Genomic DNA, 20931 nt, shown 5'->3' with positions numbered 1-20931 from the left:
TTTATACAGACAGTAGATTTAAAGAGCTTAGTACTTGTAAGGCAATTATAGCTATAGCAATTGTTATGGTGATAATAGTTATTATTGATGTGCTAATTAAGGCTATGTTTTTACGGTAATTGATAGTCCATAACATTGATAATGGTAAGGCAACTTGTAAAATAGCTACAAAAATACTTGCATATCCTAGTGCGGCTTTGAATCCATCCGGGTATATAGTAGCATAAATATATGCGGGTAAGAATGTGATTATGAAAGCTAGAATCTTATTTTTATGGCTGTTTTTTTCAATTTTATAAGTGTTCCTATTAAAATCAAATAGTCCTAATGCCACTCCTAAAAATGATGTGGATAAAGCAAAAAAACCAAATAGAAATGATATGGTAGAAATATATTTAGAACTAGCATTGAAGTGGTTAATTATTACAGAAGTTATTTCTCCAGATTGTTTGCTAAGTATTCCATTTGAAGTATCAATTGGTAATGATCCTAGTGTTGCAAAAATCCAGAATAAATATATTATTAGTGGTATAGAGCTTCCTAATATAATAGCTTGGCGCAAAGCTTTTTTATCAGATTTAAGATATGTTCTAAGTGTAGGTATAATATGATGGAAGTCAAATGAAGTTAAAAGAATTGGGAAGGCAACCCAAATAAAACTAGTATCTCTTAGCTGGTATGTTAAGTGATTGATTGAAATATGTGGGATTAGAAAGGTAATTAATAAAAAAAATGCTATAAGTTTGCCAGTCAGCATAAGTTTATTAACATGATCAACAATCCTGGTACTTATGTATACAAATATTCCTAATATTAGTATGAAAATAATCCCAGTAATATTTTCTGCTAAGTTTAGCCCTAAGGTATTTAGGACCGTGTATATTAAAAGGCTACCGCCAACAGTATATGCAGCTAGTAGTGAATATAGTAAAAGCACTTGGCATATCCAAACTATTATGACTCCGCTAGCACCAAATGTGTCCCCCGCCATTTTAACAAAGTTTGAACCATCAGCCATTTGCAAATTAACTTCTGCTAAGACTAATGCTGTAAAAGTCATTAATGCCCAGATGCATATGATAAGTATAGAACCAATAAAAAAGCCACTATGGTTGCAGTTGGGTATGGCCATACCCAACTGCAACCATATAGTTTGTACCATATAACGATCCAAATAGCTCAATAGAAGCATAAATAAAAAAACCAAAACATGAAATTTTTAATATAGTTAATCCGATAGTTATTTGACAATAATGTTATAATATTTAGAAAAAATGTCATCATATAGCCAAGATTTCAGAGATATCGTAATAACTAAATATAAAGAAGGCCTAACAGACAAAGAGCTAAGTAATTTTTTTAATATAGATATCCGTACTACTAGATCTTGGATAAACTTATACGAGACAACTGGTGATTATAAATCTAAGCAAGGCTTGGGTTGCGGTAGAGTAGCAACCTTTACAGATAAGGAAGCGATAGAAAGCTACTTAAGAACATATCCAGATGCAATGGCTTTAGATATTAGAGAAGCATTAGCTCCTGAAATACCTAGAAGCACATTTTATGATTGTCTTACCAGACTTGGTTTTAGTTTTAAAAAAAGACACCTAAATATAAGCAAAGAAAAGAACAAGATAGGCAAAGTTTTATAGAGGTTGTTGAGACTATTGAACCTAACAAACTTGTATATTTAGATGAAATGGGTATGGATAATAAACAGTCTGTACTAAGAGGATGGTCTCTTGTTGGTAAACCTAGCTATGGTGAAGTTATTGCTTATCAAACTCAGAGAAAAAGTATAGTTGCTGGTTATAACTATTTAGAAAAGAAGATTATAGCACCGCTAGAGTATACTGGATATACAGATACTATACCTTCCTGCTTATTCTCCTGATTTAAATCCTATAGAAAAAATTTGGGCCAATTTTAAAAGAATTTTAAGAAAAGTAAATAATTCTTTTGATAATTTATCTGATGCTATTACTCACGTCTTTAGCACAATATTATCAGATTAACTATATCCAGATGCAATGGCTTTAGATATTAGAGAAGCATTAGCTCCTGAAATACCTAGAAGCACATTTTATGATTGTCTTACCAGACTTGGTTTTAGTTTTAAAAAAAGACACCTAAATATAAGCAAAGAAAAGAACAAGATAGGCAAAGTTTTATAGAGGTTGTTGAGACTATTGAACCTAACAAACTTGTATATTTAGATGAAATGGGTATGGATAATAAACAGTCTGTACTAAGAGGATGGTCTCTTGTTGGTAAACCTAGCTATGGTGAAGTTATTGCTTATCAAACTCAGAGAAAAAGTATAGTTGCTGGTTATAACTATTTAGAAAAGAAGATTATAGCACCGCTAGAGTATACTGGATATACAGATACTCAAATTTTTAATCAGTGGTTTGAAGAGCATTTATGTCCTGAGTTAATTCCAAAGACTACTGTTGTTATGGATAATGCTAGTTTTCATAAGTCTCCTAAATTGGCTAAAATAGCAGAGAAGTTTGATATACAGATACTATACCTTCCTGCTTATTCTCCTGATTTAAATCCTATAGAAAAAATTTGGGCCAATTTTAAAAGAATTTTAAGAAAAGTAAATAATTCTTTTGATAATTTATCTGATGCTATTACTCACGTCTTTAGCACAATATTATCAGATTAACTATATAATCATCGCAGCCCCAAATTTTCTTGATAAGAACATAGTATTTTATATTAAGGTTGAAATTTTGAATTCCAACTATTTTTATAAAGTTTATAATCAGTGTATTATAGCTTACATAAGATTTTTATTACCACAAAAAATGAACATTATGAAAGATAAAATAAATCAAGCTTTGAAAGCTTTAGATATTAAAGCTAATGATACTCAAATAGAAAAATGGATAAGTTATTTAAAGCTGCTAGAAAAATGGAATAAAGTTTATAATATGACAGCTATTAAAAATATTGATGAAATGTTAGTGAAGCATTTGTTTGATAGCTTATCTATTGCAAAATATATAAAAAACTCTACAACAATTGATGTTGGTACGGGTGGTGGTTTGCCGGGTGTCGTTTTAGCGATTTTATATCCAGACCATCAGTTTACACTGGTTGATAGCGTTGGTAAGAAGATTATGTTTCTTAAAAATGTTAAAAAAAATCTTGGTTTAAATAACATTACCCCAATCAATTCACGAATTGAAGATTTAGAAGGAAGCTATGATAATATTATTTCTAGAGCATTTAGCTCTGTTGATAAGTTTTATGAATTATGTAAGCAATTTTTATCTAACAACAATCAGATGCTTGCAATGAAAGGGCCAGATTTAGAGGAACAAAATTTAACAATGTTGCCTCTAGACATTCAAAAATATAGTGTAAAAGTACCTTTTTTGAATGCAGAAAGAAATATTATTGTTATGAGAAAAAATAATGTTAGATAAGGGCGTGATAAAAAAATCTTATATTAATATAAGTCACAATATTAATAATAGAGCAAACTTATTGGCGGTTAGTAAATATCAATCTGTTGACAAGATTAAATATTTAGCTAGCTTGGGACAAATGGATTTTGGTGAAAATTATTTTCAAGAATTAGAGCAAAAAGCTCTTGAGCTTCCAGAATTACATTGGCATTTTATAGGTTCATTACAATCACGTAAAATTAAATATATAGTTAAATATGTCGACTCTATTCAAAGTGTTGAGAAGTTTGAGCATGTGGAAAAAATTAATAAAGCAGCAACACAGCTAAATAAAGAAGTAACTATATTCTTGCAAATTAATATTGATGATGATCCAAATAAATCTGGTCTTAAGTCATCTCAATTAGAAGAAGGTTTATCAATCATAAATAAATCAAATGATTTCAAGTGTATCAAGATAGTTGGGCTTATGTGTATTCCAGCTAAATCAATAACACCCGAAAATAGTTTTAAAAAAATGCGAGCTTTTTTTAATCAACTTAACTCTAAATTACCACCAGGGAAAGAGTTGAAAAGGTTATCTATGGGTATGAGTGCTGATTATAGATTAGCTATCAAATATGGTAGCACAGATGTGAGAGTTGGAAGTAGTTTATTTGGTAATAGACATCGGTAATAGTTTTTTTAGTTACTATTTAGTTTGGGTGAGATAGTTGATAGTATTGTTCTTGTGTTCGGTATATTTGATTATGGAGTTAATAGATTATAATGAAGCATATAGCAATTATTGAGCCTATTGGGATGTCAGATATAGTTAATCTGATAATATTGTGCTAAAGACGTGAGTAATAGCATCAGATAAATTATCAAAAGAATTATTTACTTTTCTTAAAATTCTTTTAAAATTGGCCCAAATTTTTTCTATAGGATTTAAATCAGGAGAATAAGCAGGAAGGTATAGTATCTGTATATCAAACTTCTCTGCTATTTTAGCCAATTTAGGAGACTTATGAAAACTAGCATTATCCATAACAACAGTAGTCTTTGGAATTAACTCAGGACATAAATGCTCTTCAAACCACTGATTAAGAATTTGAGTATCTGTATATCCAGTATACTCTAGCGGTGCTATAATCTTCTTTTCTAAATAGTTATAACCAGCAACTATACTTTTTCTCTGAGTTTGATAAGCAATAACTTCACCATAGCTAGGTTTACCAACAAGAGACCATCCTCTTAGTACAGACTGTTTATTATCCATACCCATTTCATCTAAATATACAAGTTTGTTAGGTTCAATAGTCTCAACAACCTCTATAAAACTTTGCCTATCTTGTTCTTTTCTTTGCTTATATTTAGGTGTCTTTTTTTAAAACTAAAACCAAGTCTGTTAAGACAATCATAAAATGTGCTTCTAGGTATTTCAGGAGCTAATGCTTCTCTAATATCTAAAGCCATTGCATCTGGATATGTTCTTAAGTAGCTTTCTATCGCTTCCTTATCTGTAAAGGTTGCTACTCTACCGCAACCCAAGCCTTGCTTAGATTTATAATCACCAGTTGTCTCGTATAAGTTTATCCAAGATCTAGTAGTACGGATATCTATATTAAAAAAATTACTTAGCTCTTTGTCTGTTAGGCCTTCTTTATATTTAGTTATTACGATATCTCTGAAATCTTGGCTATATGATGACATTTTTTCTAAATATTATAACATTATTGTCAAATAACTATCGGATTAACTATATAATACTATAACTATAGTAGGGATAATATTTGGATCACTGCTGGTTGCAAGAATAGTTAATAAATATAAATCAGAGAATATATTAGTTGCCGCATTGATCGTTTTAATATTTTTATTTATGCTACTGGCTTTATTAAGAGTATTAGAACTTATTACTCCGATTATATTTTTTATGTTGATGGCTTTAATATATTTTGTGTGTACTTTTATTTATCCTACAGCCTCTCATTTAGCGTCTAATGCGATAAGATGTCGAGCTAATGCTGCGGGGGCTATGAATTTTGTAAATATGTCAACAGGTGTTATAAGTGTTGCTATTATGGGGTATATTCCATTCGAGTATATATGGGATTTTATCATTATATGCTTAGTTTTGCCTATTACATGTTTGCTATTAATATTGAAGATTAGAGTAAAGATTATATAAGAAGAATAAAATTGCCTTTATTGTGCTAGCTATCAAAAATCTAATATAGTAAAATTTTTGTAAGATTGAAGCTTAGAGAAAATCATGACCCCTTTAGACAAAGTAAATAGTTATTTTGAGAATAGTATTCAAGTAAAAATTGAAACAGCTAATATTCTTCCTCCAGCTATTGCACAGTCTGCAAAAGCAATGGTTTCATGTTTGGAAAATGGAGGTAAGATTTTAGTGTGTGGCAACGGAGGTTCAGCAGCTATTGCACAGCACTTCACATCCAAATTACTTAGTCATTTTGAAATGGAGAGACCACCTTTGCCAGCAATATCATTGACAGGCGATATGGCATCTATCACTGCTATAGGTGATCATTACGGTTTTGCGGAAATATTCTCTAAACAGGTTGCTGCATTAGGTAATGAAGATGATATTTTGTTGGTTATTACAGCTGATGGCGAGTCAGAGAATATATTAAAAGCAGTTGAAGAGGCTCATGATCTTGACATGAGCGTTATTGCTCTTACTGGTGCAAATGGTGGAAGATTACAAAGTATGTATGACACAAAAGATATAGAATTGAGAGTCCCATCAAATATTGCCGCAAATATACAAGAGAACCATTTTTTAATCGTACACTGTTTATGTGATATTATTGATCAAAAATTATTTGCTGGCTTAGAAGATTAGGTATATGTTAAATCAATTAAAAAAATATATAGCTGTAGTATTTTTCGTGCTTAATTTATCGGGGTGTGGAGTTATAGAGCCATACACAGCTCCTGTTCCACAAGGAAAAGAGATAAAAAATAAAAAAATTTTTGAAGTTAAACCTGATATGACTAAGAGTGAGGTTGTATATATATTAGGATCACCAGATATTATTGATACATTTAATCCTAACCAGTATATTTATATAAATACTTACAAAAGACATATGCAAGATGAAAAATTTGATGAATCAAAGCTAATCTTAACTTTTAACAATCAGGATAAACTAGTTGGTATTTCAGGAAATTATCAACCACCGACCAAAGAGCCTGTATTTTAGTTAATAACACAGTAATCTATCCTGATATCAAAATAATATATATGACAGTAGACCTTGTTGGTTTCTATAATTATATTTAATAACTAATATTGGCCAACAATTATATGATATTTTTTTAGATTAAGCAGTAGCTGTAGTAAGAGCTTTGATTTTAGCGCTTAAACGAGATTTATGTCTAGCGGCTTTATTTTTATGGATTAGACCTTTTGTAGCATACTTGTCCAACAATGGTACTACTTTTGCGAAGTTTTCTTTTGCAACTTCTAAGTTACCTTTTTCAATAGCGTAAGCAGTTTTCTTTAAGAAAGTTCTTATCATTGAACGGCGAGCTACATTGTGCTGATGATTTCTTTCAGCTTGAATGATTCTTTTTTTTGCTTGTTTTGAGTTAGCCAATTTAATTCTCCAAATTTTTAATTTTTTTTACTTCTTATAATCTTTCGTTTCTCTAGGGGGATATGAGAAAAACATAAATAATATAAATTAATAGCTAAAGTATTTTGCATACATTGTTCTTTTTTGTCAACAAAAAATATAAGATAATTGTGAAATATTAGATTATTAAACTATCTCAATACTACTTTTTGAAGTCGTTTTGTAGCATAATAGGTATCTAGATTTATAAATATAAACAATTACTTTAGTAATAGATAAAATTTAACATTATGAAAAATATAAGAAACTTTTCGATAATTGCTCATATTGATCATGGCAAGTCAACATTATCAGATAGATTTATTCAGGTCTGTAATGGCCTTACAGGACGTGAGATGAAAGAGCAGATGCTTGACTCAATGGATATTGAGAGAGAGCGAGGAATTACAATTAAGGCTCAGTCTGTAACTTTGGACTATGTTGCTAGGGATGGCCAAACATATCAACTTAATTTCATTGATACGCCTGGGCATGTGGATTTTTCTTATGAAGTTTCGCGATCTTTAGCTGCTTGTGAAGGAGCTTTGTTAGTAGTTGATGCTGCTCAAGGGGTTGAAGCCCAAACTGTTGCTAATTGCTATACAGCTATAGAGCAAGATTTGGAAGTTATACCAATACTAAATAAAATTGACCTACCATCCGCAGACCCAGATAAAGTTTCTGAAGAGATTGAAGAGATAATAGGTATTGATGCAACAGGCGCTACAACGTGTAGTGCAAAGACAGGTATAGGTATTGAGAATGTTCTAGAAACGATTGTTGCTAAAGTACCAGCTCCAGAGGGTGATGTTAATGATAGGCTGCAAGCTCTAATAATTGATTCATGGTTTGATAATTACTTAGGAGTTGTATCACTAGTTAGGATCAAAAATGGAACTCTCAAAAAAGGTGAAAAGTTTAAGGTCATGTCAACAGGAATTTCTCATCAAGCAGATAGGCTTGGTGTATTTACTCCTAAAATGAAAGATTTGGATCATTTAAAAGCAGGAGAAGTTGGGTTTATAATTGCTGGAATAAAGGATATTCATGGTGCTCCTGTCGGAGATACTTTAACACATACGCATAAACCAACAGATAAACCTGTACCAGGTTTTAAAAAAGTCCAGCCCCAGGTTTATGCTGGGATGTTTACAATAAGTTCTGATGATTATCCAGATTTTAGAGAAGCTCTTGAGAAACTAAGCTTAAATGATGCATCATTGTTTTTTGAACCTGAGACATCACAAGCATTAGGTTTTGGCTTTAGATGTGGTTTTCTAGGTATGCTGCATATGGAAATTATTCAGGAGAGATTGGAGCGAGAGTATAACCTTGATTTAATTACTTCAGCCCCTACAGTGGTTTATAAAGCTGTTAAAAAAGATGGTGAAATGATAGAAGTTGATAATCCTTCGAAGCTTCCTGATCCAGGTGCTATTGCTGAAATACATGAGCCGATTGTTAGAGCGAATATTTTAGTTCCAAAGGATTTTGTAGGCAGTGTAATTACAATATGTATAGAAAAACGAGGTGTACAAGTCGATATGAACTATGTCGGCAGTCAAGTATCAATAACTTATGATTTACCTATGATAGAGGTTGTATCTGATTTTTTTGATACGTTGAAATCCGTGACAAAAGGGTATGGCTCTTTAGATTATGAGTTAATTCGTTATGAAGCGGCTGATATGGCGCGTTTAGATGTACTTATAAATGGGGATAAAGTTGATGCTCTAGCAAGTATTGTACATAAGAATCAGGCTAAATATAAAGGTCGAGATCTTGTTGAGAGGCTTAAGGAGCTTATTCCTAGGCAAATGTTTGAGGTAGCAATTCAAGCAGCTGTTGGCGGTACGATTGTTGCAAGAAGCACAGTTAAAGCCTTACGTAAAAACGTTTTAGCAAAATGTTATGGTGGTGATGTTTCACGTAAGAAAAAATTGTTAGAAAAACAAAAAGAAGGTAAAAAGAGGATGAAAAATATTGGTTCAGTAGAAATTCCTCAAGAGGCTTTCTTATCTGTTTTGAAAAAATAAAATGATTAGAGATTTATGCATAAGAAAAAAATTATAGTAGGTATATCAGGAGGGGTAGATTCTTCTGTTTCGGCCTTGCTGCTTAAACAGCAAGGTTATGATGTAATTGGCGTTTTTATGAAAAATTGGGAAGAAGATGATAGTGATGAATTCTGCTCAGCTGAGCAAGATATTGCAGATGCACAGGCTGTGTGTGATTCAATTGGCATTCCTTTCAAAAAAATAAATTTTGCTGCTGAATACTGGGATAATGTTTTTGAGCATTTTTTAGTTGAGTATAAGGCAGGTAGGACGCCTAATCCTGACATTTTATGTAACAAAGAAATTAAATTTAAGGCTTTTTTAAGTTATGTTAATTTACTTGGTGGGGATTATATAGCTACAGGCCACTATGCTAGGACGAGAGTTTTAGATAATGGGGCTGTGGGACTAATTAAAGGTTTAGATACCAATAAAGATCAGACCTATTTTTTATACACCCTAGGTCAAGAGCAATTAAAACAAACTATATTCCCTATTGGCGATATAGAGAAAAATAAAGTACGCCAAATAGCAAAAAAGAATCAACTTGTCACGTTTGATAAAAAAGATAGTACAGGAATATGCTTTATTGGAGAGCGTAAATTTAAAGATTTTCTATCAAAATATTTGCCTGCACAAAAAGGTGAGATACATGATGAGCATGGCATTAAAATTGGTATGCATGATGGCCTTATGTATTATACCATTGGCCAAAGACAAGGTTTGGGTATTGGAGGAGTTAAAAACCGTCCAGAAACACCTTGGTTTGCTGCAAAGAAGGATTTGGAAAATAATGTACTAATAGCGGTACAAGGTCATAACCATCCAATGCTGTTTAAGGACTCATTAAACGCTATAGATCTTAGTTGGGTTGCAGGAGAACCACCTAAAGATAAATTTAGATGTAATGCAAAAGTTAGGTATAGACAAGAGGATCAGGCTTGTGAAGTGATAGTAAATCAAGATAGTTCTGTTGAAGTGTTTTTTGATGAGCCTCAACGCGCAATAACTCCAGGTCAATCAGTAGTTTTTTATGATAGAGATATTTGTTTGGGTGGAGGAGTAATTATTTAGATTAGTGATTGTCACTGTCTAAAGTAGTTTCACTTATTTGAACAGGATCTTGTTGAATAGTTGTTTTTGTCTGAGGAGTTTCTTTAACGCTACTACCGCTATCGATAGCTTCTTCGCTATTTCTCATACTTGCATCTGTTATAATACCACCACCATCTAAAGCCGCTACTTTATCTGCGATATTTTGTTGTTGATTTTTTGACATAGGATGTTCGTTATCTACTACTTCTTTAAGGTAGTTGCTGACTTCTTTTTTAACATCTTCTTGATTACTTATAACACCTTTTTGCATGTATTGAGCTTCATGCACAGAATCCATAGTCATGTGAGTGTATAGATATTCAGGATCAATAATGAAAGGTCTAAGTTTTGTATTGTAATTTTTTTCAACTCCTGGGAAATCAACAGTATAGGCAACCTTTATACTTTTCTGACCATTTTCATTTGTAACAACCATTGCAACAAGGTTAGAGTCAATCTCATATTCTCTTCTAACTAAATGGTATTGCTGTTTTCTGTCAAGAACTATTTGTCTGACAGGGGTAGCATATGTAGGAGTTGTTTTGATAGGTTTGTTGATTGTAGTAATCCCTGCTTGTTGTAAGCGTGCAACAGCTTTGCTGCCATGGTTATCTTTAGCAAGTTGCAAATCTATTTCTATCATTTTTGCTAGAACATTTTTTCTAAATTCTCGAGCTTCTTTAAGTGTGAAAGCTAAGCAGGTTCCTGTATCATCTTTTTGGAAGCAACCGTTTCTTTTGTCAATCAAAACAAAGAGTTTCTGGGTTTTGTCATAATATAGTTGGTAATCTGGCGAGTTTTCGCCATGACCTAAGTATATAAACTTATCATTAGAAAGCATCCCGCAGGATGCAATAACTAAAATGAATAAAAAAAGAGATGTTCTTTTAAAAATATTGCGCATATTTGATCCAAATTCTTAATATTATTTACAAGACATAATTCTTGCTCAGGCTTGCTTAAAAGTAAAGCTTAGTACGCCAAAATAGTTAAAAAAATTATTTTTCAGCATTTTCTTTCATTATTTTTCGATATTTTTTCTCAATCATCTTCCTTTTTAAGGATCCTAAGTGGTCAAAAAAAGTTATACCATTAAGATGATCTATTTCATGTTGGATACATCTAGCTAAAAAACCACTTTTCTCAATTTCTATTTCTTTGCCAAATTCATTTAAAGCTTTTATTTTAACATTTATAGATCTTTTTACTTTTGCTGAAATACCTGGGAATGATAGACACCCTTCCTCATCTATAATTTCTCCATTTTTTTGAATTATCTCAGGGTTGATAATGGTGATTATCTCTGAGTTTGAGCTCTCTAAGTCATCGAACATAATAAAAAATCTTTTTTTTATACCTACTTGAACTGCTGCCAGGCCAACACCATTAGCTTCAAGCATTAAATTCTGCATTTCAGCTATAGTTGAGCGAAATTCATCATTGATTTCTTCTTTTTTGACTTCCTTAGCTGTTTCTTTTAAAACAGGGTGGGGATATTTTAGGATTTTTAGAGACATATCTTAAACTCCTTGCTCCAATATATCTTTTTTGATTTGAGCCATGGTAAGGGCAGCTTGAACACAATATTTTCCTTTGTGTCCTTTTTTTCCACCAACTCTATCTAAAGCTTGTTCTTTATTGTGAGTAGTTAATATACCAAAAATTATAGGCAAATTATATTGGTGCATAACTTTTTGTGTTCCATAGCTAACTTGGTCACATACGTAATCATAATGATCAGTCTCTCCACGGATAACACAACCCAATAGTACTATAGCATTGAATTTTTTCGTTTCAGCTAAAAGCTTGGCCATATAAGGAAGTTCAACAGCTCCAGGAACTTTCCTTATATATATTTGGCTATCTTTTAACCCTTGTGAATATGCTTCTGCTAAGGCTCCTTCAAGCATTTTGTCTGTGATTAAAGAGTTGAATTCACTTACAATAATTGCTAGTTTTTCCATTTTTATGCCTATATTCCTTTAATTGTATGTTTCATTTTATCTTTTTTAGTCATTAAATAGCTTTTGTTATGGGAGTTTACAAAAGCTTCGCAAGCAACAGGTTCTGCTTGTATGCCAACTGTTTCAAGAGCATTAATCTTCTTTGGATTATTTGAGATAAGTCTACAGCTATCAATCTTGTTATATTTTAATACTTGAATAGCAAGATCATATTTTCTAGCATCTATTGGTAAGCCTAAAGCAACATTAGCTTCAATAGTATCCATGTTTTTATGCATTTGTAGATTATATGCTTTAAGTTTGTTCGTTAGGCCTATTCCACGACCTTCTTGGTTTAAATATATTAAATAACCACCTTCGTCACTTATCATTTGCATAGCTTTTTTAAGTTGGGCTTGGCAGTCGCAGCGTAAAGAACCAAATAAATCGCCAGTGATACAAGAAGAATGCATCCTCACAAGAGGGCGATTGTTGCTATAAGGCTTAGAGAGAACGACAACTTCTTCACCATTGAACTTATCTTTATAAACAGTCATTTCAAGCTCACCAATATGATCAAAAGGGATTACAGAGCTAGCAGATTTTTCGATAAAGACTTCAGTGGCTAAACGGTATTGGTAGAGCTCGGCAATTGTTAAAAGAGGTAGGCTATATTTTTTAGCAAACTTCTCTAATTGAGTAGTTTTCATCATAGTGCCATCTTTATTCATAAGCTCGCATAATACACCAGCACTATTGAAGCCGCTAAGTTTCATAAGATCAACAGCTGCTTCAGTATGTCCAGCACGGCCTATTACCCCTTTATCATTTGCTATAAGTGGAAATATATGTCCAGGCCTAGCTAATTCTTCGGCTTTAGCTCCTGGTTTTGAGGCAACTTGTATGGTATGTGCCCTGTCCTTAGCCGATACTCCGGTTGTAACACCTTCTTTGGCTTCGATTGTTACAGTAAACGGTGTTGAAAAAGTACTGTTGTTCTTGTCTGCTGCAACCATGGGCGATAGGTTAAGTTTATTAGCTTTTTTTGAATCCATTGATAAGCATATAATACCGCTTGTATGTTCTAACATAAAGGCTATATTTTCTTCTGTAGCTTTTTCACCTGGTAGGATTAAATCTCCTTCATTTTCTCTATCGTAGTCATCTAAAACCACCACAGGAGTTCCATTTTTGAGAGCAGTTATTGCACGTTCAACATTTTGTTGTATTTTTCTAAACATTTTTATTAACTCCTTGAGTGTATTTGTAGATATATTTACCTGTTGCATCTGCTTCAAGGTTAACTATAGATCCTTTGGTATAATTTTTAGCTATTGTAATTTCAGTGGTATGAGGTATAAGTGTGACTGTAAAAGAATCCTTAAAGACATCTATAATAGTTATACTCATGCCATCAATAGTTACAAATCCTTTTTTTATTAAATATTTTAAAAATTCTTTAGAAGCTGATATTTGAATTAGCCAAGCACCAGTTAGATCTTGCATATCTTTAATCATTCCTTTTTCATCTATATGACCTTGTACCATGTGTCCACCTACTTTATCGCCATAGCAAAGTGATAGCTCAGTATTCACAGTATCATCTATTTTAAGAAAATCTAAATTAGTCTTTATAAGAGTTTCAGGTACAGCATCAAAGTCAGCTATAAGACAGTCTTTGTCAAGCTGAGTAACGGTTAAGCAAGTACCGTTTATAGCGACGCTATCACCAATATTACATTTAATACTATTTTTAAACTTTATTTTAAAAGTTTTAATATTATTTTTTACGATTATTTTTTTTATTGTTCCTAATTCTTGAATTATTCCACTAAACATTCCTACTATCCTTATAGCTAGAGTTGATAATTAAGTCTTTACCTAAAAAAGAGATGTTATTAAAGATTAAGTTTTCTTTTGGATTGTTGTTAGCTATTATCACTGGAGATACGTAAGTTTCAAACTCATTAATTAATCTTTTGTTTATAAAGCTTTCTAGAGTTCTTTTTCCTCCTTCTATAAGTAAACTTGTAACGCCTATTTCCCCCATGTTTTTGAGTAGGCTATCTAAACAAACTTGATTATCAGCTTTAGGTAGTATCCAGTATTCGATACCAAGAGTATTTAACTGTTTGGCAACTGATTCAGAGATATTCGTGCAGATGAAAATAGTTTTAGAATTCTTTTGATTTATGATTTTCCAATTAAGGTTGATTTCTCTAAAGCTATTAAAAATAATAAATTTGATTGGGTTCTTTATTTCATTAAGGTTAATTCGCACATCAAGGCTAGGGTCATCATCAATTAATGTTTGTTTACCAATCAAAATAGCATCGTAAATATTGCGCAACCGATGTGTATGTTCTAAAGCTCTTTCGGAACTTATTTTCTTAGAATCATTACCATTAACTGATATTTTACCATCTATAGACATAGCCCATTTCGCATGCACAAAAGGTGTTTTAGTTCTCTGATAGTGGAAGAAAATTTTATTTAATTCTAATGCTTGCTTTTCTAGAATACCTATTTCAACTTCTATGCCTGTGGCTCTTAGTTTTTGAACCCCTTTACCTGCTACTTTAGGATTAGGGTCAAGGATAGCTATTATTACTTTTTTTACCTGGGCTTTGATTAAAGCATCAGTACAAGGGCCGGTTTTCCCTTTATGACAACATGGCTCAAGCGTTACGTAGACGATTGAATTTTTAGCCTTTTTGCCAGCTTTTTTAAGCGCATATATTTCAGCATGATCTCCGCCTGCTAAAGAATGCCATCCTTCAGATATTATCGCGCCATTTTTAATAATAATACAACCTACCATAGGATTTGGTGAGACTGTATCTCTACCTCTATTGGCTAGAGAAAGAGCTTGTTGCATATAGTATTTTTCAATATTTTTCATTAGCCCGTTTAAATTTTTTGTTTATATCTAGGGCAGGGAGAAATTTCATGTTTATACAGAGATACATTTCAGTCGTATATAACTAAATTTCAAGTAATTAACATCTTCTTTCATCCAGACTATAACTGTCGGCTTTGGATTCTCACCAAATCTGCTGGTCCTTTCTAATATGAGTTAGAAAGCGCTCGCGGGCTTCTGCACAAGCAGTTACCGCCGGTAGGGAATTTCGCCCTGCCCTGAAGAATTGTATGTATTATAGCATTATGATATTTAAATATGAATCATTTAATAAAAGGGGATGTATTACTAACCTTGATAGAGTATGCATATGAACTTAATTGTAAACACTTTTATGGAGTATTTTAAATATGCATTTTTAATGGAAGTTTTAGTGGCTAGGTGGTAATATTAGGATCATATATTAATAATATTAAATATTTAATTTTGAGGAAATATAAATGAACAAGCAATTACCTAGCCATAGTATCAAAAGTGTAATAGATGATTTATTTTGTTGTAAAGAAAAACAGTTGATGCATCCACCTAAAGTTCTTATTCTTTATGGTTCTTTACGAGAACGTTCTTATAGCCGTTTTGTTGCTGAAGAGTCAGCTAGGATTTTAACAAGTTTTGGATGTGAAGTTGAAATATTCAACCCCGAAGATTTACCCGTTGCAAATATTGAGTTGACTCAAACAAAAGATGTAGAAAAACTTCCTGAATCAGTACGTAAATTACGAGAATTAGTTGTATGGTCTGAGGCAATGGTTTGGTCCTCACCTGAGGTGCACGGAGCTGTATCATCTGTCTTAAAGAATCAAATTGACTGGCTGCCTCTTGTTATAGATTCCGTTAGACCAACTCAAGGAAAGCTTTTAGCCTTAACGCAAGTTTCAGGTGGATCGCAAACTTTTAATGCATTAAATCAAATGCGTGTGTTAGGAAGATGGATGAGAATGTTTACCATCCCTAATCAGTCTTCTATTGCAAAAGCTTATGAGCAGTTTAATGAAAAGGGTGAGCTACTAGAATCAACTTATAAGCAACGTTTAATTGATGTTATGGAAGAGTTGTTTAAATTCACTTTATTGCTTCGTGGTAATATGGATTATTTGGTAAGTAGGCACAGTGAAGATTTACAAAATTATGATAAGAATAAATTAAGTCCAAAAAATGTAGTATCGTTTCATGGTGAATTTAACTCTTTAAAGGTAGCAAGAGAATCCGGAGTTAGTGCTAGTACATTGAAAGCAAAAGGTTATGAAATAAAAGATTTGCTTGCAGCAGGGTTCTCACAAGATGAAATTAAACAGAAATAATAGTTAGATCTTGGTAAAACTACTGCTACATAAAAGTTAAAATAAATGAATCATTATCGCTTAAAATTAAATATTTTTTTAATAAATCTTGGACAACTTATTATTCCAGGAATTCTATATTATGGTTATCCTTTTATCTATACAACAGACCCTATATATAGTTCAGGTGTAGGGGTGTTTTTAGATTATCAGTGGTATATCATTGCAATGCTATTATCGTGGTCTATTTCTTCACTTTTCTCAGGATTTATCACCAACCGTTATGGTGCATTTTATAGTGTAGTAATAGGTTTTGTTATTACTTTGATTAGTCTTATATTTATATTGTTGTCACAAAACATTTATCAATTATTATTTGCTTCAATATTTATTGGTTGTAGTTTGGCATTTTTGATGTTAGATCCTGCAATTGCATATTTTATGGAACTTGATCAGACCCCTAATATTTTTAAAAAAAGAGTAGTTGTAATGACCTGGTTCAGTGGATTTGCAAATACATTTTCCTACCTTATTATAGCGCCTAGCTTTCACTATCTTCCTTGGGGATTTAGTATGGTTTGTGTGATTAGTATCTTTGTGGGTTTATTCATAGCTTATGCAAAAGCTTTTAATTTTTCAGATAGAAAAAAATACTTAAGTAAAAAAACACAAAAAATGAGTCAAAAGTTAGATAAATTTGGTTATATACCTATTTTATTATTGATATGGGGAGTAAGTATTGGTTTGATGCAGACACTTATATTTTTTGAGTTAATTCCGATCATCACTAAAATTAAATTGCATGAGACTTTTATATTGTTTAGCTTTAGTTTAATTGGTTTTTTCCAAGTTTTTGGACGAGTACTAATTCAGTTTCAAAGTGAAATCACATCTAAATCAATGATTTTGCTTTCTGCAATATTGATGTTCATTAGCGGTATTTTTCTTTTTTTATCTCTAGAGTTTAGTGTTTATCTATTAATTGTGTTTTCAGCATTATTTGGTAGTAGTTTTGGTATTACAACTATTGTTAAACCTATTATAATTAGTGAAGTATTTGAAGATAATTTCGCTATGTATAATAGTATTTACTCTTTTATTATTAATATATCGCGAACTATTATTCCAATTTTTATACTTATGTTTTTTAAGCTTAATTTTACGTTATTGTTTATACTTCTTGGATTAAGTAGTTTTCTTTTGTTATTATCTTCACCTTTAATATTTAAAGGTTTAAGTATAAACAAATAGGTGTTAAAAATTAATATAAACTATTAGAGTATATTTTATACATGATTTTTATAGAACAGATAAGTTTTTTAGATTTTGATAAATATATTATAGATAAGGCATTTATGCTTGAGGTGCTTCTATTGAACAGTTTGCTTTATTCAAAGTACCACTCATAACATATTTTACGCTATCAGCACCTTTTTCTGGTAATGGGCAGGTTACATTTGTTGTATTATCTCTATAATGTTCCCATGCTTTAATTACTACAGAATGGTTTGAAAAGTCAATATCTCCTAATGAAATATCTCCCCATCCACCTTGAATGAAAGGACCATTTCCTGGAGTAACTTTGTACCAGTATCCTGCTAAGTTACCATCACTTGCTAAAGTAACTCCAGATATTTCAGGCGAACCAATTATTATCGGAGCACTTTGTATTGCTTGAGCCAGTTTACTAGAATCAGATGCCAATACAATAATATGATCTCCTTCAGCTACACCATTGAGAGTAAAAACACCCATATCTGTAACATCGCATGTGGCGTTGCTATTACTTTCATCACTACAAGTGTAAATCAGAGAGTCATCATCAGGAGCGTTAAGTAAGATAGCATCAGCTGTAAAGGTACCACCTGTTAAATCAGCTTGAGAAGGAAGTCCTCTACTAATCCAACTAATTGTTGGTTCTTCAAGTGAACCAATTATTTATAGGGGCACTTTGCACTGCTTGAGCTAGTTTACTAGAATCAGAAGCTAATATGATAATATGATCTCCTTCAGCTGTACCGTTAAGAGCAAAGGTGCCATTAGTAGAGGATGGATCAGTGCTCGTAATTTCACACGTAGCATTGCTATTACTCTCATCACTACACGTGTAAACTAGAGAATCATCATCAGGAGCATTTTGTAGAATAGCATCAGCTGTAAAGGTACCACCTGTTAAATCAGCTTCAGCAGGTAATCCACTACTAGTCCAAAGAATGGTTGGTTGCTCAACAGGAGGGGTTATATTCCATAAATCAGCAGCCCAGTCATAAGGAACTACATCTGCTGTATTAGAAGATACAGAGCGAACATTACCTCCTACGCCAGCACCATTCATAGCAATATTTGCAGCCCATGTCATAATACCATCTATTTTTAATCCAGTTGCCTTAATTGCTGGATCATTTTGTAGTATAGTCCATAATTCTGGTACTAAATCTTTTGGTAATCCTGGGTTACCTAATTTAGGTGCTCCACCGGTATCAGAATCACCATTATTAGTTTGGGCTAGAACTCCTATACTAAATTTAGTGTTTGGTCCAATGATATTCATATCGTGTATTTTTTGTAGTATCGAAACAACTTGATCACCATAATGGACTTCATTATTTGCTAAACTATTTGGAATATTACGTGCCGCATCATCATTGTAAAATTGAGGACTAATATAATCAAAATAAATACCATCTGCAGCAAGTTTTTGAAGTGTCTCTCCAACAAAACCTATACCATCTGCATTATTCCAACTACAAGATTGTTACTCACAAGCGATATCTGCAGCACGAGGAGGAGTAGATAAGATAGCATCAGGATTTGCTTCTTTAAACTGTTCTATCGTACTTACCATAGCATCAACAGCCGCATCTTTATCAGCAGCGGTACAAACACTTGTTGCACAACCAAGGCCATAAGCTGTTTCTATATTAATATCAATACCATCATATATTCGTGTACCAGATATTTTTAGGTTATAAATTTCACCGAGTGTTTTTGCAAATTGTTCAGGATCTTTGAGTAGAACATCCCAGCCAGGTTTTATTGGTGCGGTAGGAACAATAGGAACACCTGCTGCTGAACCACCCATGTTCCAGCCACCAATACTTGCTAATAATTTTATTTTTTTGCCTGTTATATTATCAAAAGAATTATTTACTTTTCTTAAAATTCTTTTAAAATTGGCCCAAATTTTTTCTATAGGATTTAAATCAGGAGAATAAGCAGGAAGGTATAGTATCTGTATATCAAACTTCTCTGCTATTTTAGCCAATTTAGGAGACTTATGAAAACTAGCATTATCCATAACAACAGTAGTCTTTGGAATTAACTCAGGACATAAATGCTCTTCAAACCACTGATTAAAAATTTGAGTATCTGTATATCCAGTATACTCTAGCGGTGCTATAATCTTCTTTTCTAAATAGTTATAACCAGCAACTATACTTTTTCTCTGAGTTTGATAAGCAATAACTTCACCATAGCTAGGTTTACCAACAAGAGACCATCCTCTTAGTACAGACTGTTTATTATCCATACCCATTTCATCTAAATATACAAGTTTGTTAGGTTCAATAGTCTCAACAACCTCTATAAAACTTTGCCTATCTTGTTCTTTTCTTTGCTTATATTTAGGTGTCTTTTTTTAAAACTAAAACCAAGTCTGGTAAGACAATCATAAAATGTGCTTCTAGGTATTTCAGGAGCTAATGCTTCTCTAATATCTAAAGCCATTGCATCTGGATATGTTCTTAAGTAGCTTTCTATCGCTTCCTTATCTGTAAAGGTTGCTACTCTACCGCAACCCAAGCCTTGCTTAGATTTATAATCACCAGTTGTCTCGTATAAGTTTATCCAAGATCTAGTAGTACGGATATCTATATTAAAAAAATTACTTAGCTCTTTGTCTGTTAGGCCTTCTTTATATTTAGTTATTACGATATCTCTGAAATCTTGGCTATATGATGACATTTTTTCTAAATATTATAACATTATTGTCAAATAACTATCGGATTAACTATATCAATTTCAGTACGTATCTTAGATATTACGGATGGTCCACCATTATGTACGGAAGTCCAATAATTATTATACTCTTCTCCAGCAATATCTGGACCCATTGCACCAGAATAATTGTCCCAGAATTTATGATATATTTCTGTACTTAATCCTGGTCCAGGTTCATGTACTATGCCGTGACATACGGGGATGGGACTTCCTTGACCTGGGATACCAGATCCATCTCCCCAACAAAATGGATAGTTGACCCAGAATCCATCAATAAGAATAGAGTAGCCTGAATCTGCTAGACCTTCTCCAATAGTATTGAAATACCATGTTTCAGGTGATGGACTGTCATAGCTTTGGAAAAAGCCTAATACATCTTCAGGTGGATTTATATCATTGGATATGGCTGCTGTAAATGGAACAGCCCCCAATAAAAGCGCGGATGCTAATTTAAGTTTTTTCATATTATCTCTCCTTTCTAGATTGTCACATAAATATACATATAAAATGTATATTCACTTTCTTTATAGCATATATTTGAGTAGAATGAAGTTTTTTCTTAGCATTTTTTAGATAAAATTGA

Annotated in this window: 20 protein-coding genes, 3 pseudogenes and 1 riboswitch; of the genes and pseudogenes, 10 read left to right on the top strand and 13 right to left on the bottom strand. The window is 32.4% G+C overall.

The window, feature by feature from the left end:
* Position 1: 1 nt before the first annotated feature.
* The gene (locus ACR0PV_RS10120; RefSeq protein WP_488172942.1) at positions 2 to 1162 is read right to left on the bottom strand and encodes an amino acid permease; all 1161 of its coding nucleotides are present in this window, start codon (positions 1160 to 1162) and stop codon (positions 2 to 4) included.
* Positions 1163 to 1274: 112 nt separating this feature from the next.
* Here ACR0PV_RS10120 and ACR0PV_RS10115 point away from each other — a divergent pair.
* The 4 genes and pseudogenes from ACR0PV_RS10115 (at position 1275) to ACR0PV_RS10100 (ending at position 4101) form a co-directional block, all read left to right on the top strand.
* Positions 1275 to 2018 (top strand): annotated as a pseudogene (locus tag ACR0PV_RS10115) (transposase).
* Positions 2019 to 2021: 3 nt separating this feature from the next.
* Positions 2022 to 2677, top strand: a pseudogene (locus ACR0PV_RS10110) (IS630 family transposase); the annotation flags it as partial.
* Between the two features lie 142 nt (positions 2678 to 2819).
* On the top strand, positions 2820 to 3443 hold the full coding sequence (gene rsmG, locus ACR0PV_RS10105) for a 16S rRNA (guanine(527)-N(7))-methyltransferase RsmG (protein ID WP_488173998.1): 624 nt from the start codon (positions 2820 to 2822) through the stop codon (positions 3441 to 3443).
* Positions 3433 to 4101, top strand: coding sequence for a YggS family pyridoxal phosphate-dependent enzyme (locus ACR0PV_RS10100; protein WP_488172941.1), 669 nt, complete (start codon positions 3433 to 3435; stop codon positions 4099 to 4101). The genes rsmG and ACR0PV_RS10100 overlap by 11 nt, the downstream gene beginning before the upstream one ends.
* A gap of 138 nt (positions 4102 to 4239) precedes the next feature.
* Here ACR0PV_RS10100 and ACR0PV_RS10095 read toward each other — a convergent pair.
* Positions 4240 to 5120 (bottom strand): IS630 family transposase gene (locus tag ACR0PV_RS10095; protein ID WP_488172940.1). Its coding sequence is split into 2 segments (ribosomal slippage): positions 4240 to 4796 and positions 4796 to 5120, totalling 882 coding nucleotides; the frame shifts between segments, so codons are not numbered across the junction.
* A 562-nt stretch (positions 5121 to 5682) separates the two neighbouring features.
* On the opposite strand from ACR0PV_RS10095, the gene ACR0PV_RS10090 reads away from it, so the two are divergent.
* The gene (locus ACR0PV_RS10090) at positions 5683 to 6279 is read left to right on the top strand and encodes a D-sedoheptulose-7-phosphate isomerase (protein ID WP_488172939.1); all 597 of its coding nucleotides are present in this window, start codon (positions 5683 to 5685) and stop codon (positions 6277 to 6279) included.
* 4 nt (positions 6280 to 6283) lie between these two features.
* Complete coding sequence (locus ACR0PV_RS10085; RefSeq protein ID WP_488172938.1) at positions 6284 to 6640, top strand: outer membrane protein assembly factor BamE; 357 nt, start codon at positions 6284 to 6286, stop codon at positions 6638 to 6640.
* Positions 6641 to 6760: 120 nt separating this feature from the next.
* Here the strand turns inward: ACR0PV_RS10085 and rpsT are convergent, their stop codons facing one another.
* Complete coding sequence (gene rpsT / locus ACR0PV_RS10080; protein WP_488172937.1) at positions 6761 to 7036, bottom strand: 30S ribosomal protein S20; 276 nt, start codon at positions 7034 to 7036, stop codon at positions 6761 to 6763.
* Positions 7037 to 7305: 269 nt separating this feature from the next.
* Between rpsT and lepA the strand changes: the two genes are divergently transcribed.
* Positions 7306 to 9090 carry a translation elongation factor 4 gene (gene lepA, locus ACR0PV_RS10075; RefSeq protein WP_488172936.1) on the top strand — a complete coding sequence of 595 codons (1785 nt, stop codon included), beginning with the start codon at positions 7306 to 7308 and terminating at the stop codon, positions 9088 to 9090.
* A 15-nt stretch (positions 9091 to 9105) separates the two neighbouring features.
* Positions 9106 to 10185 (top strand): tRNA 2-thiouridine(34) synthase MnmA, encoded by a 1080-nt coding sequence (gene mnmA / locus ACR0PV_RS10070; protein ID WP_488172935.1) that lies wholly within the window; start codon positions 9106 to 9108, stop codon positions 10183 to 10185.
* Between the two features lies 1 nt (position 10186).
* Here the strand turns inward: mnmA and ACR0PV_RS10065 are convergent, their stop codons facing one another.
* The 6 genes from ACR0PV_RS10065 to ribD all read right to left on the bottom strand — a co-directional run bounded on the left by ACR0PV_RS10065 (position 10187) and on the right by ribD (position 15051).
* On the bottom strand, positions 10187 to 11110 hold the full coding sequence (locus ACR0PV_RS10065) for an FTN_0109 family protein (RefSeq protein ID WP_488172934.1): 924 nt from the start codon (positions 11108 to 11110) through the stop codon (positions 10187 to 10189).
* Positions 11111 to 11204: 94 nt separating this feature from the next.
* Complete coding sequence (gene def / locus ACR0PV_RS10060) at positions 11205 to 11723, bottom strand: peptide deformylase (RefSeq protein WP_488172933.1); 519 nt, start codon at positions 11721 to 11723, stop codon at positions 11205 to 11207.
* Positions 11724 to 11726: 3 nt separating this feature from the next.
* Positions 11727 to 12170 carry a 6,7-dimethyl-8-ribityllumazine synthase gene (ribH, locus tag ACR0PV_RS10055; protein WP_488172932.1) on the bottom strand — a complete coding sequence of 148 codons (444 nt, stop codon included), beginning with the start codon at positions 12168 to 12170 and terminating at the stop codon, positions 11727 to 11729.
* An 8-nt stretch (positions 12171 to 12178) separates the two neighbouring features.
* Positions 12179 to 13390 (bottom strand): 3,4-dihydroxy-2-butanone-4-phosphate synthase, encoded by a 1212-nt coding sequence (gene ribB / locus ACR0PV_RS10050; RefSeq protein ID WP_488172931.1) that lies wholly within the window; start codon positions 13388 to 13390, stop codon positions 12179 to 12181.
* The gene (locus ACR0PV_RS10045) at positions 13383 to 13988 is read right to left on the bottom strand and encodes a riboflavin synthase (protein WP_488172930.1); all 606 of its coding nucleotides are present in this window, start codon (positions 13986 to 13988) and stop codon (positions 13383 to 13385) included. The genes ribB and ACR0PV_RS10045 overlap by 8 nt, the downstream gene beginning before the upstream one ends.
* Complete coding sequence (gene ribD / locus ACR0PV_RS10040) at positions 13981 to 15051, bottom strand: bifunctional diaminohydroxyphosphoribosylaminopyrimidine deaminase/5-amino-6-(5-phosphoribosylamino)uracil reductase RibD (protein ID WP_488172929.1); 1071 nt, start codon at positions 15049 to 15051, stop codon at positions 13981 to 13983. Before ribD ends, ACR0PV_RS10045 begins: the two co-directional genes overlap by 8 nt.
* A gap of 98 nt (positions 15052 to 15149) precedes the next feature.
* Positions 15150 to 15299, bottom strand: a riboswitch (FMN riboswitch).
* A 210-nt stretch (positions 15300 to 15509) separates the two neighbouring features.
* Between ribD and arsH the strand changes: the two genes are divergently transcribed.
* Both arsH and ACR0PV_RS10030 read left to right on the top strand, forming a co-directional pair.
* A complete protein-coding gene (gene arsH / locus ACR0PV_RS10035) occupies positions 15510 to 16370 on the top strand; it encodes an arsenical resistance protein ArsH (protein ID WP_488172928.1) in 861 nt (286 codons plus the stop codon).
* Between the two features lie 45 nt (positions 16371 to 16415).
* Positions 16416 to 17600, top strand: a complete 1185-nt coding sequence (locus ACR0PV_RS10030; protein ID WP_488172927.1) for a hypothetical protein — start codon at positions 16416 to 16418, stop codon at positions 17598 to 17600.
* A 102-nt stretch (positions 17601 to 17702) separates the two neighbouring features.
* Here the strand turns inward: ACR0PV_RS10030 and ACR0PV_RS10025 are convergent, their stop codons facing one another.
* The 4 genes and pseudogenes from ACR0PV_RS10025 to ACR0PV_RS10010 form a co-directional block, all read right to left on the bottom strand.
* Entirely contained in the window at positions 17703 to 18053 is a 351-nt protein-coding gene (locus ACR0PV_RS10025; RefSeq protein ID WP_488172926.1) for a hypothetical protein, read from the bottom strand.
* Between the two features lie 217 nt (positions 18054 to 18270).
* Positions 18271 to 18900 carry a hypothetical protein gene (locus ACR0PV_RS10020; RefSeq protein ID WP_488172925.1) on the bottom strand — a complete coding sequence of 210 codons (630 nt, stop codon included), beginning with the start codon at positions 18898 to 18900 and terminating at the stop codon, positions 18271 to 18273.
* A 630-nt stretch (positions 18901 to 19530) separates the two neighbouring features.
* A pseudogene (locus ACR0PV_RS10015) lies at positions 19531 to 20312 on the bottom strand (IS630 family transposase); the annotation flags it as partial.
* A 26-nt stretch (positions 20313 to 20338) separates the two neighbouring features.
* On the bottom strand, positions 20339 to 20812 hold the full coding sequence (locus ACR0PV_RS10010) for a hypothetical protein (RefSeq protein WP_488172924.1): 474 nt from the start codon (positions 20810 to 20812) through the stop codon (positions 20339 to 20341).
* Between the last annotated feature and the right edge of the window lie 119 nt (positions 20813 to 20931).

The sequence above is a fragment of the Francisella sp. AG1 genome, from assembly GCF_057683165.1.
The sequence above is the reverse complement of the archived record's forward strand: the minus strand, read 5'-3'. Positions and strand labels throughout refer to the sequence as shown.

Coding starts and splice junctions, on each gene's coding strand:
- rsmG (WP_488173998.1), top strand. CDS start 2,820: ATGAACATTATGAAAGATAAAATAAATCAAGCTTTGAAAGCTTTAGAT.
- ACR0PV_RS10045 (WP_488172930.1), bottom strand. CDS start 13,988: ATGTTTAGTGGAATAATTCAAGAATTAGGAACAATAAAAAAAATAATC.
- ACR0PV_RS10120 (WP_488172942.1), bottom strand. CDS start 1,162: ATGGTACAAACTATATGGTTGCAGTTGGGTATGGCCATACCCAACTGC.
- ribH (WP_488172932.1), bottom strand. CDS start 12,170: ATGGAAAAACTAGCAATTATTGTAAGTGAATTCAACTCTTTAATCACA.
- ACR0PV_RS10085 (WP_488172938.1), top strand. CDS start 6,284: ATGTTAAATCAATTAAAAAAATATATAGCTGTAGTATTTTTCGTGCTT.
- ribD (WP_488172929.1), bottom strand. CDS start 15,051: ATGAAAAATATTGAAAAATACTATATGCAACAAGCTCTTTCTCTAGCC.
- def (WP_488172933.1), bottom strand. CDS start 11,723: ATGTCTCTAAAAATCCTAAAATATCCCCACCCTGTTTTAAAAGAAACA.
- ACR0PV_RS10100 (WP_488172941.1), top strand. CDS start 3,433: ATGTTAGATAAGGGCGTGATAAAAAAATCTTATATTAATATAAGTCAC.
- ribB (WP_488172931.1), bottom strand. CDS start 13,390: ATGTTTAGAAAAATACAACAAAATGTTGAACGTGCAATAACTGCTCTC.
- mnmA (WP_488172935.1), top strand. CDS start 9,106: ATGCATAAGAAAAAAATTATAGTAGGTATATCAGGAGGGGTAGATTCT.
- ACR0PV_RS10065 (WP_488172934.1), bottom strand. CDS start 11,110: ATGCGCAATATTTTTAAAAGAACATCTCTTTTTTTATTCATTTTAGTT.
- ACR0PV_RS10030 (WP_488172927.1), top strand. CDS start 16,416: ATGAATCATTATCGCTTAAAATTAAATATTTTTTTAATAAATCTTGGA.
- ACR0PV_RS10090 (WP_488172939.1), top strand. CDS start 5,683: ATGACCCCTTTAGACAAAGTAAATAGTTATTTTGAGAATAGTATTCAA.
- ACR0PV_RS10020 (WP_488172925.1), bottom strand. CDS start 18,900: ATGAATATCATTGGACCAAACACTAAATTTAGTATAGGAGTTCTAGCC.
- lepA (WP_488172936.1), top strand. CDS start 7,306: ATGAAAAATATAAGAAACTTTTCGATAATTGCTCATATTGATCATGGC.
- ACR0PV_RS10010 (WP_488172924.1), bottom strand. CDS start 20,812: ATGAAAAAACTTAAATTAGCATCCGCGCTTTTATTGGGGGCTGTTCCA.
- arsH (WP_488172928.1), top strand. CDS start 15,510: ATGAACAAGCAATTACCTAGCCATAGTATCAAAAGTGTAATAGATGAT.